This window comes from Achromobacter xylosoxidans A8, from assembly GCF_000165835.1.
Taxonomy (GTDB): Bacteria; Pseudomonadota; Gammaproteobacteria; order Burkholderiales; family Burkholderiaceae_B; genus Achromobacter; species Achromobacter xylosoxidans_B.
The window spans coordinates 866594-879940 of the sequence record NC_014640.1 but is presented as its reverse complement, the minus strand read 5'-3'; the positions used below and the strand labels follow the sequence as shown (position 1 = coordinate 879940).

Annotated in this window: 10 protein-coding genes; 3 read left to right on the top strand and 7 right to left on the bottom strand. The window is 66.7% G+C overall.

The window, feature by feature from the left end:
• Positions 1-108: 108 nt before the first annotated feature.
• From AXYL_RS04080 to mnmD, 5 genes are all read right to left on the bottom strand, one after another.
• Positions 109-906: a MetQ/NlpA family ABC transporter substrate-binding protein gene (locus AXYL_RS04080; RefSeq protein WP_013391557.1), complete on the bottom strand. Its 798-nt coding sequence runs from the start codon at positions 904-906 to the stop codon at positions 109-111.
• 55 nt (positions 907-961) lie between these two features.
• Positions 962-1615 carry a methionine ABC transporter permease gene (locus AXYL_RS04075; protein ID WP_013391556.1) on the bottom strand — a complete coding sequence of 218 codons (654 nt, stop codon included), beginning with the start codon at positions 1613-1615 and terminating at the stop codon, positions 962-964.
• Entirely contained in the window at positions 1572-2660 is a 1089-nt protein-coding gene (locus AXYL_RS04070; RefSeq protein WP_013391555.1) for a methionine ABC transporter ATP-binding protein, read from the bottom strand. The genes AXYL_RS04075 and AXYL_RS04070 overlap by 44 nt, the downstream gene beginning before the upstream one ends.
• Before the next feature lie 199 nt (positions 2661-2859).
• Positions 2860-5085, bottom strand: a complete 2226-nt coding sequence (locus AXYL_RS04065; RefSeq protein WP_013391554.1) for a glycoside hydrolase family 31 protein — start codon at positions 5083-5085, stop codon at positions 2860-2862.
• Positions 5086-5357: 272 nt separating this feature from the next.
• Positions 5358-7229, bottom strand: coding sequence for a tRNA (5-methylaminomethyl-2-thiouridine)(34)-methyltransferase MnmD (mnmD, locus tag AXYL_RS04060; RefSeq protein WP_013391553.1), 1872 nt, complete (start codon positions 7227-7229; stop codon positions 5358-5360).
• A 144-nt stretch (positions 7230-7373) separates the two neighbouring features.
• Here mnmD and AXYL_RS04055 point away from each other — a divergent pair, with 144 nt between their 5' ends.
• Complete coding sequence (locus tag AXYL_RS04055; protein ID WP_013391552.1) at positions 7374-8249, top strand: inositol monophosphatase family protein; 876 nt, start codon at positions 7374-7376, stop codon at positions 8247-8249.
• A gap of 6 nt (positions 8250-8255) precedes the next feature.
• Here AXYL_RS04055 and AXYL_RS04050 read toward each other — a convergent pair whose 3' ends face one another.
• On the bottom strand, positions 8256-9956 hold the full coding sequence (locus AXYL_RS04050; RefSeq protein ID WP_013391551.1) for an AMP-binding protein: 1701 nt from the start codon (positions 9954-9956) through the stop codon (positions 8256-8258).
• 75 nt (positions 9957-10031) lie between these two features.
• Here AXYL_RS04050 and AXYL_RS04045 point away from each other — a divergent pair, with 75 nt between their 5' ends.
• Positions 10032-11228, top strand: a complete 1197-nt coding sequence (locus AXYL_RS04045; RefSeq protein WP_013391550.1) for a M20 aminoacylase family protein — start codon at positions 10032-10034, stop codon at positions 11226-11228.
• A 3-nt stretch (positions 11229-11231) separates the two neighbouring features.
• On the opposite strand, the gene AXYL_RS04040 is transcribed toward AXYL_RS04045, so the two are convergent.
• Positions 11232-12125: a LysR family transcriptional regulator gene (locus AXYL_RS04040; RefSeq protein WP_013391549.1), complete on the bottom strand. Its 894-nt coding sequence runs from the start codon at positions 12123-12125 to the stop codon at positions 11232-11234.
• Positions 12126-12245: 120 nt separating this feature from the next.
• Here AXYL_RS04040 and AXYL_RS04035 point away from each other — a divergent pair, with 120 nt between their 5' ends.
• A complete protein-coding gene (locus AXYL_RS04035) occupies positions 12246-13322 on the top strand; it encodes a YeiH family protein (RefSeq protein WP_013391548.1) in 1077 nt (358 codons plus the stop codon).
• The last annotated feature ends 25 nt before the right edge of the window (positions 13323-13347 follow it).

Below are 13347 nucleotides of genomic sequence, written 5' to 3'. Positions count from 1 at the left end.
GGCGGTTTGTCAAAATTCGACGCAACAGCCCTGCGCAAGGCCCCCATCCCACAATGAAAACGGCCGCTCGCGGCGGCCGTTCTGGGAACTTCGGGCAGGCGCTTGGACTTACCAGGCGGCCACCACGGCGCCCTTGTACTTGGTCTCGATGAACTGCTTCACGGCCGGGCTGTGGTAGATGCTGATCAGCTTGGCGAACTCGGGACGGTCCTTGTCCTTTTCACGCACGACCAGTACGTTGGCGTAAGGCGAGTCGGGCGATTCCTGGGCGATGGCATCCTTGGCGGGGTTGAGACCCGCTTCCAGCGCGAAGTTGGTGTTCACGGCGGACGCATCGGTGTCGTCCAGCGAGCGCGGCAGCTGAGCAGCGTCCAGTTCGATGAAACGCAGCTTCTTGGGGTTCTCGACCACGTCGATCGGGGTCGCCTTCAGGCCCACGTCGGGACGCAGCTTGATCAAGCCATTGGCCTGCAGCAGCAACAGGGCGCGGCCGCCGTTGGTCGGGTCGTTCGGCAGCGCGATGCGCGCGCCTTCCTTCAGCTCGGACAGCGACTTGATCTTCTTGCTGTAGATGCCGATGGGGAAGATGACCGTCTTGGCGATGCTGACCAGCTTGTAGCCGCGGTCCGCATTGGCATTGTCCAGGTAAGGCTGATGCTGGTAGCTGTTGGCGTCGAGGTCGCCCGCGGACAGCGCGACGTTGGGCTGCACGTAATCGGTGAATTCGATGACCTGGATGTTCAGGCCCTGCTTGGCGGCTTCCTGCTTCACCACATCAAAGATCTGGGCGTGCGGGCCGGCGGTCACGCCGATCTTCAGCGGCTTGTCCTGGGCCAGCGCGGGCTGGGCGAAAACGGCGGCGCCGAGTGCGAACGCGGCCAGCGACTTCAAAACCTTGATGCTCATGTTGCGATATCCCGAATGTCGGAAGTGAGAAGAAAATGGTGCGGCGGGCGCGAGATCAGCGATGCGAGATGCGGCGCACGTAGCGGTCGCCCAGGCTCTGGATCACCTGGACCAGGACGATCAGCACGATGACCACGGCGGCCATCACGTCGGATTGGAAGCGTTGGTAGCCGTAGCGGATGGCCAGGTCGCCCAGGCCGCCGCCGCCGATGGCGCCGGCCATGGCCGAGTAGCCGATCAGGCTGACGACGGTAACGACGGTGGCGGCGATGAGGCCAGGCAAGGACTCGGGCAGCAACACCTTCATGATGATCTGCATCGGCGATGCGCCCATGGCGCGCGCGGCGGTGATCAGGCCCGGGTCGACTTCGCGCATGGCGTTTTCGGCGATACGGGCCATGAACGGAATCGCGGCGACCGACAGGGGCACGATGGCGGCGGTGGTGCCGATGGAGGTCTGGGCCACCAGGCGCGTGAACGGAATGATCGCGACCATCAAGATGACGAACGGCACCGAACGCGTGGCATTGATCACCGCCCCCAGCACGTGGTTGACGGACTGGTTCTCGAGCATGTTGCCGCGGGCGGTCACCGTCAGGATCACGCCCAGCGGAATGCCGACCACCACCGCGATGGCGCTGGCCACGCCCACCATCAGCAGGGTGTCAAGCAGCGACGTAATAAGCAGGTCGATCAGTTGCGGACTCATGAGCTATTTCTTCAACGGTAATGTCACGGGCGGCCAGCGCGGCAATCGCGTCCTTGACCGAAGCGGGCGCGCCTTGGGCCAGCACGAACATCGTGCCGACAGCCACGCCCTGGATGTCTTCGACGCGCGCCTGGATCAGGCCCACGTCCAGGGAGAACTGCTTGTACAGGTCGGACAGGAAGGACCCCGACGCGTCGGTGCCGGTCAACGACAGGCGCAGCAGGCGCACCGCCTGGCCCGGCTTGGCCGCCACGAGCGCCTGGATGCGTTCCTTGACCGCCGCCAGCGTGGCGTCGGTCAGGTCGGACGCGGTGGCGGCCGACACCATGGCGCGAGTCACTTCGTGGCGCGGCTGCGCGAACACTTCGCGCGTGCTGCCCATTTCGACCACTTCGCCCTGCGACAGCACGGCCACGCGGTCGCAGACCTCGCGCACGACTTCCATCTGGTGCGTGATCATGACCACGGTCACGCCGGTCTTGCGGTTGATATCGCGCAGCAAGGCCAGGATGTTGTGCGTGGTTTCCGGGTCCAGCGCGGACGTGGCTTCGTCGCTGAGCAGCACGTCAGGATTGTTGGCCAGGGCGCGGGCAATGCCGACGCGCTGCTTCTGGCCGCCGCTGATCTGGCTGGGATAGCGGTCGCGCAGATGCTCCAGGCCCACCAGCGCCAGCAGGCGCTCGACGCGGGCAGGAATCTCGGCCTTGGCCACGCCGGCGATTTCCAGCGGCAGCGCAACGTTGCCGTACACCGTGCGGCGCGACAGCAGGTTGAAGCCCTGGAACACCATGCCGATGCGGCGGCGCTGCTGCCGCAGCTGCGCCTCGTTCAGGCCGGTCAGGGACTGGCCGCCGATCGCGATCGAGCCTTCATTGGGCCGCTCCAGCAGGTTGATGCACTGGACCAGCGTGCTTTTGCCGGCCCCGCTGGGGCCGATGATGCCGAAGACCTCGCCCTGCTGGATGTGCAGGTTGATGCCGCGCAGCGCCTGGAATTCTCCGTGCGGCGTGGCGTAGGTCTTGGATAGGTTCTCGATCTGAATCATGGCAAGCGATTTTGTATCTTTTCTCTTCTACAGAGAACGACTGTTTCTTTCATTTTTTATAACTACAAGTAATATAAAAGCCTGCGCCCGCGCCTTGTTGCGTCCCTATGGAGCACATGCCATAACGCGGAAAGGGCAGTCAGGAAGGAAAGCCTTCCTGACTGCCCAGTTTTTGCCGGACCGGCCGCAGCCGGTTGGTTCAGCGTGCGCGCGAGATGCGGACTTCCGCGCCGCGGCGCTTGACCTCCAGGCCCTCGGACGGAGAAATGCGCAGGCCTTCCAGCCCCTTGATGTAGCTGGAGCCCTGCATCTGCATCACGCGGATCTTGTTGCGCATGACAACCGGGTTGTGCACCGGCATGCCGAACATCCAGACCTCGTCCAGGATGCGGGCCGAGTTGAACTCGCCCGTATGCTGCGCCGCCGGCCCCAGACAGAGCATGTGCCCTTCGCGGCCGAACACGGGGAACTGGCCCAATTCGCAATCGATGGTCCAGGTGGTGCCGCCTTCATAGCGGTGCCCCGTATTCAGGTCCCACCAGGCTTCGCCCTTGGGCAGGTAGACGCGCACTTGCTTACCCGGTTCCGTGATGGGCGCTACCAGCAGGGCCGGGCCCAGCAGGTACTGCAAGTCCCAATCATGCGAGACGGGATCGTTCGGGAACGACATGGCCATGGACCGCTGCACCGGCAGGCCGGTGCGCGCCGAGTCCTCGATGGCGCCCAGCACATAAGGCACCAGGCGATAGCGCCACTGCATCCAGGTCTTGGCGTGCGCCAGGGTTTCTTCGCCGAAGTCCCAGGGCATCAGGCCGTCCACGCCCTGGAAGGCGAAGTTCGACGAGAACACGCCGGCGGTCAGCCAACGCAGATACAGTTCCGGCGTCATGCTGGCGCGGTCGCGCGCGGCCGAGCCGATGCCGTGCACCTGGACGGGCAAGCCGCTGGCGCCGATCGACAAGGCGGTGCGCAGGGTGTGGCGCAGCCCTTCCCAGGTGTTTTCAGCCTGCGGCCCAACCTGCCACGGCAGACGCTGGGCAGCGGGGAACAGGTCGGAGCTGGGCACCACCCCTTCCGGCGGGACCTTCAGGCCGGCGACCGCGTCGAACAGCGCGCGGCGCACCAGCAGCGGATACATGCTGCGCAGCGCGGGGCCGGTTTCGCCGTTGCGGGCGGTGACGCCGTCAGGGATGGCGATCTGGGCGTCGCACGCGGGCGCGTCCAGGCCGTCTTCGACCAGTTGGCGATGGCGCTCCACCCACAGGTTGTAGATGTCGCGGTAGGTCAGGTCCAGCAGGCCATAGGGCTGTCCCGAGGTAGCGGCGTTGCCGTCGAACACCTGCGCCGAACCATCGTCCTTGGCCAGCAGCCAGCCACGGTCTTCGAGTTCTTCGAACAGCGGGCTGGTCTTCAGCACGCCGGGGAAGCCGGAAGCGGCGACATGCACATGGTGCTTGTGGAACAGCGCCAGCATCTGCTTGGCGTCGGGGAAGCGCTGGGCATCCCATTCGAAAACCGTCTTGTCCGACTGGAAGCCCCAGGCCGCCGGCTGCGCCAGCGTCACGGCATCAACCGGAATCTGGTTTTCGCGCATGCGGGCTACCAGGGCCACGGTATCCGTGGGCATCTCGCCCGGGGCCTGCTGCAGCCATGCTCCCATCGCCCACAGCGAGGGTTGGCCGGCGCGGCCGGTCAGGGCGGTGTACTGATTGAGGATTTCACCGGGTTCGCCAGCGAACAGGAACACGTCCAGCACGACGTCGTCCACGGTCAGCACGTAGGCGGAATCCGCGGGCGCCACGCCCACCGAATGCTCCACGCGGCGCATCGTGTTGACGTAGACGCCCCAGCCGCGCGGACTCCATGCCAAAGGCAAGGCGCGGTGCTCGGGATCGTCGGAAACCACGGATTCTTCGCGGCGGTTCAGGTCGCCCGGAGTTTCGCCCAGTCCGTACACGCGCTCATCGGACTGCAGCGTAAAGCCCGCCGTCCAGACGGCGTCGTCGGCCTGATCCAGCGCGTTGTGCCCGAATGCGGGCGTATGCGCGGAGACCTCGGACTCGAACACCCGCTCGTCGTTGCGGTAGATCGCGACCCGCACGGGGTTGGACAGGATTTCCAGGGAGACGTCGCCCTGGGTGATCCGCCAGCCTTCCCCGTCGTCGCGCGGAGCGATAACGGCTTCGCCCACGGCCTCTTGGCGCGCGAGCAGCATTTCCGCCACGGCGCGAGCACGCGCGCCGGGCTTGTCATCATTAAGGTGATTCGCCTCGCCGCAGCGCAGGCGAAAAACACCAGGCGCATGCGCCTCGACTACCAGGTGCAACCCATCGCCCGCGTCGAAATCGATGCGACTGGGGCGGGACGTCAACAGCTCGACATTGTCGAGCTGGGTAGTATGGGCAAAGTCGAACTTGGGCGGCACAGAGCATCCCCCGGCTTAAGCCAAAAACCATCAAAAGACGCTATTTTGACGGATTTGGGCTTTGAAATAAACTCGGTCCCTCTTTTGGATTGCGAACTCATCCATAAAAGGGGTCTAAAGCCTTCGGCCAGCGCCCCCAAAAGGAGCGGCCTTCGACCCGCCAAAACGCCAGGTTCGCGGCCAACTCAGGCCAATTTGGCGCCAAATCCTGGCAATTCCTGCCATTCTACGCCACCTGCGGGATGCCCCCGTTCCCCCTTCCCGGCTTTTTTTCAACGTGGCGAAATAAGTTGCGCCAGATCTGTTTCCAGGGGCGACGGCTCGCCGGCCAGGCGCGCGGCGATCAGGTCGCCCATCAGCGCCGACCATGAAAGGCCGCGCGACGCGTAACCGACGGCCAGCCACAGACCCGGGGCCTGAGGAAGCTCGCCCACGGCCGGCAGCCGCCCCGGCAGCACGGCCCGCCAGCCGGCCCAACCCGGCAGGCTGCCAGGCTCCAGGGAATCAAAGTCCGGAAAGCCGCCGCCCAGCAGGCCCGCAGCCTTGTCCAGGGTGACACGCTGACCTTCGGCGCCGACCCGCGCTTCGGCCGCGCCATGCACGTAAGTGCTGCCGGCCACGCAACCGGTGCCCACATCGGGCAGCAGATAGCCCTCGCCGCCGACGATGCAGCGCGGACCGCCGTGCAGTGCCCGGGCTGGCACCAGCGTTACCTCGCCCGCGAGCGCATGCATCTGCGCCACACGGGGCAAGGGATCCAGCAGACCGCTATCGGCCAGCACGGCGCGCGCGCCGAACGCATTGGCCAGGATGACGGTATCGGCGCGCGCCAGCTCGGCGCCGGCCAGATCGCGCACGCTCCAGCCCGCGCCGTTGCGGTCGACACTGGCCACCTTGCCGGGCAGGACCGTCACGCCGTCCGCCGCCAGCAGCGCCTCTATCAGCCTGCCAGGCTGCAGCAACATGCCCTGTCCGAAATACACCCCGCCCCGCGCCAGCGGCAGGCCGGCCAGGGCGCTGGCTTCGTCGCGGTTCACCTGGCGCACCCAGTGCCCGGGAAAGGCCAAGGTCTCCAGGGTGCCGGCCAGCGCCGCGGACCGGCCTTCGTCGCGCTCCAACTGCACGGTGCCGCAGACCAGCGGCGCCGCGCCTTCGGGCAGGCTTTGCCATCGCGCCAACGCGCGCAGACTGCCCGCGCGCGACAGACGCGCCCGCGCGTTGTCATCGCGCGCCACCACCGGAGTCAAAGCCGCCGCGACATGCCCGGCATGCGATGGCGCGCCCTGCGCCAGGCCTGCGTCGAGCACCGTCACACGCCACCCGCGCGCGGCCAATGCCTGGGCAATGCCTGCGCCCGCCAGCCCCGCCCCCACCACCACGGCGTGGCGGGAATCCTCGTCCGGGGCGCTCGGGGCCGCGCAGCCCGGCGCGATGGCAGCCGCCACGGTCATATGCCATTTGCCGCCGTAGCCGGGCGCCCGCCGCGCCTCGAAACCCGCCGTCCGCAAGGTCTGGCGCAATTCGCCGGTGCAGGCCCAGGTAGCCAGCGTGGCGCCGGGTGCGGCCAGCGTGGCCAGGTCGCGCAGCAGGGAAAGCTCCCACATCCGCGGATTGCGCTCCGGCGCGAAGCCGTCCAGGAAGAATGCGTCCACGCTCGCGTTCAGGCGGGGCGCCAGGACCTGGGCATCGCCGAAGCCCAGCGTCAGCGTGACGGCGCCGCCCTCGAACTCCAGGCGATGCAATCCGGGCAACAGGACCGGCCATCGCTCTGCCAGCTGCCGTCCCAGGCCGGCCAGGGACTCGGGCGCGTAGCGGGCCAGCAAAGCCGCCAGGTCTTCGCGTTCGAAGGGATGCCCTTCAAGCGACACCACGTGCAGCGCGGCGCTGCGCAGGGGATCGTCGCGCCATGCTTTCCAGAGGGCCAGGAAGTTCAGCCCCAACCCGAAGCCCGTTTCGCAAACGGTGAAACCGCGGCGACCACGCCAACGCTCGGGCAGGCCGTTGCCTCGCAGGAACACGTGTTCCGCCTGGCCCAACGCACCCGATGGCGAATGGTAGACATCGCCATAAGCGGGACTGTAGAGCCGGCCGTCGGCGTCGAACTCAGCCTTGGCGGGGATCAGGGGAGCATAGCTAGAGGACATGGAAACGGCGACGGCGGACGAAATGGAGAATGGGACTCAGCGCGGATTATCGGATGCGGCTGCGTTGGGCGGACGCCACACGCGGCGCGGCGGTTTAGGGGCGCAGCCACGGAGTTGACGCATACATGGGCTTACACTGGTTTCATGGATACCTACGATCAGCCCCGCTCGCAGACCTCGCCCATCGACCTGTGCGCCGCGATCGACGCGGCAGTCACGGCGGCCCATGCCGGCGCGGCCATACTGCAATCCTACGCGCATCACCGCGCGGATCTCGTGATCGACCGCAAGGCGCGCAACGATCTCGTGTCCCAGGCGGACCGCGAGGCGGAGGCTGCCATTATCCAGGAGCTGCAAGCGCGCACGCCCAAATTCGGCATCGTCGCCGAAGAGACCGGCGGCAAGCCGCAGGGCAGCGCCACCTGGTATATCGATCCGCTGGACGGCACCACCAACTTCCTGCACGACATTCCGCATTACGCGGTGTCGATCGCGCTGATCGCGCACGCCGGCACCGCCATATCAGCCACCGAAACGCTGGCCGAGGACACGCCCGTGGTCGGCGTGGTGTACGACCCCTGCCGCGAGGAACTCTTTACCGCGGTCCACGGCCTGGGCGCCTGGCTCAACGGCCGGCGCATCAAGTGTTCGCGCACGCCGACCATCGAAGACGCCGTTCTGGCCACCGGGTTTCCGTTCCGCGACTTTTCATTCGCCGCGCAATATATGCCCATGCTGCACGACGCCATCAACCGCGCCCGCGGTGTGCGCCGCATGGGCGCGGCTGCGTTGGACCTGGCATGGACCGCCTGCGGCCGCTATGACGGCTATTGGGAAATGGGCCTGGCGCCCTGGGACGTGGCTGCCGGCACGCTGATCCTGCGCGAAGCGGGCGGCGCGTGTTCGGACATGCACCGGCAGGATCCCTGGCCCATCGGCGGGCGCGTCGTGGCCGGCAACAAGGCCATCGAGCGCGCCTTGCACGAAATGATCGCGCCGCACCTGGACAAGAAGGACTGACGGCCCTTACGCCGCGGTGCCCGTGGGCGCACCCGCAACCGCATCGGGACGCAGCTCCCGGCGCAGTATCTTGCCCACGTTGCTCTTGGGCAGCTCGTCGCGGAATTCCACGTAGCGCGGACGCTTGTAGCCCGTGAGCTTTTCGCGGCACCAATCCTGGATCTGCGCTTCAGTCAGCGTCGGGTCCCGCCGCACCACGAACACCTTGACGGCCTCGCCCGAGTGCTCGTCCGGCACGCCGATCGCCGCGCATTCCAGCACGCCGGGGTGCTGCGCCACTGCGGCCTCGACCTCGTTCGGATAGACCTTGAAGCCCGACACCGCGATCATGTCTTTCTTGCGATCGACGATGCGGGTATAGCCCTGCTCGTCCATGATGCCGATGTCGCCGGTGCGGAAGTAGCCGTCGGCGGTCATGGAGTGGCGGGTTTCCTCGGGCTTCTGCCAGTATCCCAGCATGACCTGCGGCCCGCGGATACCCACTTCGCCACGCTCGCCCAGCGGCACTTCATGGCCTTCGTCGTCCAGGATGGCCACGTCGGTGGACGGCAGCGGCAGGCCGATGGAGCCGGAGTACGCGGTCGCGTTGGTGGGATTCACGGTCGCCACCGGCGAGGTTTCCGACAGGCCATAGCCTTCGATCAGCGGCCTGCCCGTAATCTTCAGCCAACGTTCGGCGACCTGCTGCTGCACCGCCATGCCGCCGCCCAAGGTCAGCCGCAAGGCAGAAAAGTCCAGGCGGGCGAAGTCGTCGTTGTGCGCCAGTGCGTTAAACAGCGTATTAACGCCGGGGAACACATTGATCGGCACCTTGCGCCACGCGTTGATGAGCGAAGGCTGGTCGCGCGGGTTGATGATAAGCACGTTGCGCATGCCGGCATGCAGCCCATACAGCCCGCACACGGTCATCGCGAACACGTGGTAGAGCGGCAGCGCGCTGATGATGGTGAGCTGCTGGTCCGCGAGGTCATGCACCACGGGCTGGGCCACCGCTTCCGTCTGCAGCACATTGGCCACCAGATTGCGATGCGACAGCATCGCGCCCTTGGGCACGCCGGTGGTGCCGCCGGTGTATTGCAGCACCGCCACGTCGTCCATCGACAGCGGCGGCGGCGCAAAGCGCTGGCGCGCGCCGTCGCGCAGCACGTCGGGCAGCATGCGGGCGCCATCGATCTGCCATGCGGGCACGATCTTCTTGACGTAGCGCGCAGCCAGATTCACCAGCGGCGCCTTCAGCCCGCCGAGCAGATCGCCGGGGCCGGTCACGATGATGTGCTTGAGCTGTCCGCGGTCCGTGACGCGCTGCAAGGTGTGCGCGAAATTTTCCAGGATGACGATGGCCGACGCGCCGCTGTCCTGCAGCTGTCGCTGCAGCTCTTCAGCGGTGTAAAGCGGATTCACGTTCACCACGACCAGACCCGCGCGCAGCGTGCCCAGCATGCTGACCAGATAGGCAGGCACGTTCGGCATCATCAATGCCACCCGCTCGCCCTTGGCCAGGCCCATGCTTTGCAGCCAGCCGGCGAACGCTTGCGCATGGGCGTCGAGCTGCGCATAGGTAATGTTGCTGCCCATCGCGGTGCAGGCGATGCGCGAGGCGTACTGCTTGCAGGCCCGATCCAGCAAGTCAGTCAGGGAGGCATAACCCTCTGTGGATATCTCCGCCGGAACCCCCTGCGGATAATGGGCAAGCCACGGACGCGTCATGGTATTTGTCTCCATTAAATTGGTTTTTGATTGATGATACCCTTGTTGCGTTCCCTTTTTTCGCCCGAGAGCTCCATGAAACTGCTCGAACCCATCGTCGCGTGGCATCACGACATTTCCAAGATCCGCCGCGACATCCACGCGCATCCCGAACTGGCTTTCGAAGAGTTCCGCACCGCCGACGTAGTGGCCGCGAAACTCGAGGAATGGGGCATTGAAATCGACCGGGGCCTGGGTGGCACCGGCGTGGTCGGCATCATCCGCGGCAATCTGCCGGGCGACCGCGCCGTGGGCCTGCGCGCCGACATGGACGCGCTGCCCATGCAGGAGGTCAACACCTTCGCGCACGCCAGCACCAACGCCGGCAAGATGCACGCCTGCGGCCACGACGGCCACACGGCCATGCTGCTGGCGGCCGCGCAATACCTGTCGCAGCACCGCGATTACGCCGGCACGGTCTACGTGATCTTCCAGCCCGCGGAAGAAGGCGGCGGCGGCGCCAAGCGCATGATCGACGACGGCCTGTTCAAACGCTTTCCCATGGAAGCGGTGTTCGGCATGCACAACTGGCCCGGCATGAAGCCCGGCCAGTTCGGCCTGACCGCCGGCCCCATCATGGCCTCCAGCAACGAGTTCTCCATCATCGTGAAGGGCAAGGGCACACACGCCGGCATGCCCAACCTGGGCATCGATCCGGTCATGGCGGCCGTGCAACTGGCGCAATCGCTGCAGACCATCATCACGCGCAACCGCAATCCGCTGGACGCGGCCGTGCTCAGCATCACGCAGATCCACGCCGGTAGCGCCGACAACGTCGTGCCCAACCATGCCGAATTGCGCGGCACCGTGCGCACCTTCACGCTGGACGTGCTGGACCTGATCGAACGCCGTATGGAAGAGATCGCGCGCCACACCTGCGCGGCGATGGACTGCGAGGTCGAATTCACGTTCCAGCGCAACTACCCGCCCACCATCAATCACGCCGAGGAAGCCGCGTTCTGCGCCGACGTGCTGCGCGACATCGTGGGCGAGGCCAACGTCAACGACCACGTGCAACCCACCATGGGCGCGGAAGACTTCGCCTTCATGCTGCAGGAACTGCCGGGCTGTTATGTCTGGATCGGCAACGGCACCGGCGACCATCGCGACAGCGGCCACGGCCTGGGCCCCTGCATGCTGCATAACGGCAGCTACGACTTCAACGACGAACTGCTGCCGCTGGGCGGCACCTACTGGGTCCAGCTGGCGCTCAAGCGCCTGGCCAAGGCCTGACCCTCAAACGCCGTCCGCCGTCCCGACCGCCAGGCACATCGCCAGGAAGCGTTCGGCGGCGCGGGCGGCCGCGTCGGCATGCGGCACCAGGATGCTCAGGGTCCGCGTCAGCGGCCTGGGCAAGAGGCGCAAGGCCGCCAGGGCGCCATCCTCGTGCCGCATCGACATGACCGACACGAAGCCCACGCCCAGTCCGGCCCGCACCGCCTGCTTCACCCCCTCCACGCCGGCCAGCTCCAGGCCCACCGACGGCGCCAGGCCGGCGTCCGCGAAAGCGCGCTCCACCAGCCGGCGCACGCCCGAACCGGGTTCGCGCATGATCAGCGCTGACGCCGCCAGGTCGCGCAGCGTCACCGCCCCTTTTCCCGCCAGCGCGTGGTCCGCGCGCACCACCGCCACCACTTCGTCCTGGCGCCAGGCATGCACGGCCGTGTCCGCGGGCAAGCCCGTAGGCACGTCGCCTTCGATGAACGCCAGATCCAGGGCCGGCAGGCGCTCGACGATCTCACGCGTGTTGCCATCGGACAGATGCAGGCTGACCGCCGGAAAGGCATGGCGGAAATCGGCCACCAGGCTGGGCAGCAGATAGCTGGCGGGGGTGGTGCTGGCGCCCAGGCGCAGATCGCCGGTTTCCAGTCCGCGCCAGGATTCGCGCACCGCCTGCGCCTGCCGGTACACCTGGCGCAACTGGCGGGCCTGCTCGGCCAGGCGCTCACCGGCTTCGGTCAGCGCGATGCCGTGGCCGCTGCGGCGGTACAGGGGTTCGCCGAACCATTCCTGCAACATCCGTAGCTGGCCGGAGACGGCGGGCTGGGACAGGTTCAGCAGCTGCGCGGCGCGGCTGATATTGCCGGCATCGGCCACGCTGGCGAAGGTAAGCAGCTGATCGGGAGTCATGATCGCCTAAATATCAGAATTCCTGATATTACATATCTGAAATAAAGATTTTTCAAATAGTAGGCGGGAAATTAATATTTCGGGAAGTTATTTAGATATGCCTCCCCCAAAAGGCCAGCCATGAGTACATCTACCAGCACCGCCGTCCCCCTCCCCGCCACGCCGACGGCGTCTCCCGCCGCCACACCCTGGCGCGACAAGCTCAACGGCGTGCTGTTCGTCGGCCTGATGGCCGCCGCGGTGATGCAGCTCGCGGACCTGCCCGCCATCCGCCAGCTGGGTTTCTCGCCGCTGGTCGTGGGCATCGTCTGCGGCATGCTCTACGGCAACTTCCTGCGCGGCACCATGCCCGCTGACTGGAGCGCGGGCGTGAATTTCACCGCGCGGCGCCTGCTGCGCATCGCCGTGGCCTTCTACGGCCTGAACATCAGCATCCAGCAGATCGCCGCCGTGGGCCTGCCCGGGCTGGCGGTCTCGGTGGCGGTGGTGGTGGGCACCCTGGTGCTCGGCACGGTGGTGGGCCAGCGTCTGTTGGGCCTGGACCGCGACACCGCCATGCTGACGGCCGCCGGCAGCGCCATCTGCGGCGCCGCCGCCGTGCTGGCCTTCGAACCCACGTTGCGGGCCGCTCCCCACAAGAGCGCGGTGGCCGTGGCCACCGTGGTGCTGTTCGGCACCCTGTCCATGTTCCTGTACCCGGTGCTCTACCACGCGGGCTGGCTGAACTTCGACACCCAGGCCCTGGGCATCTATATCGGCGGCACCATCCATGAAGTGGCCCAGGTCGTCGGCGCGGCCAGCAACGTCGACCCCGCCACCACCGAAGTCGCCACCATCGTGAAGATGACCCGCGTGGCCCTGCTGGTGCCGGTCCTGCTGATCCTGGGCATGTATCTGCGCAGCGCCGCCTCGCATGCCGGCGGCCAGGGCAAAGGCGGCAAGCTGCCGATCCCCTGGTTCGCGGTGGGCTTCCTGGTGCTGGCCATCATCAATTCGCTGAACATCATCCCCGCCGACGCGGTGGCCGCCATCCGCCGCCTGGACGTCTTCGCCCTGACCATGGCCATGACCGCGCTGGGCATCGAAACCCGCTTCGCCCAGATCCGCAAGGCCGGTCCCCGGGTGATGGCGCTGGGCCTGATCCTGTACCTCTGGCTGCTGGTCGGCGGCTACGGCATCGTCAAGCTGGCGTCCTGATCCCCGGCCCGCCGCGCCCAGAGGC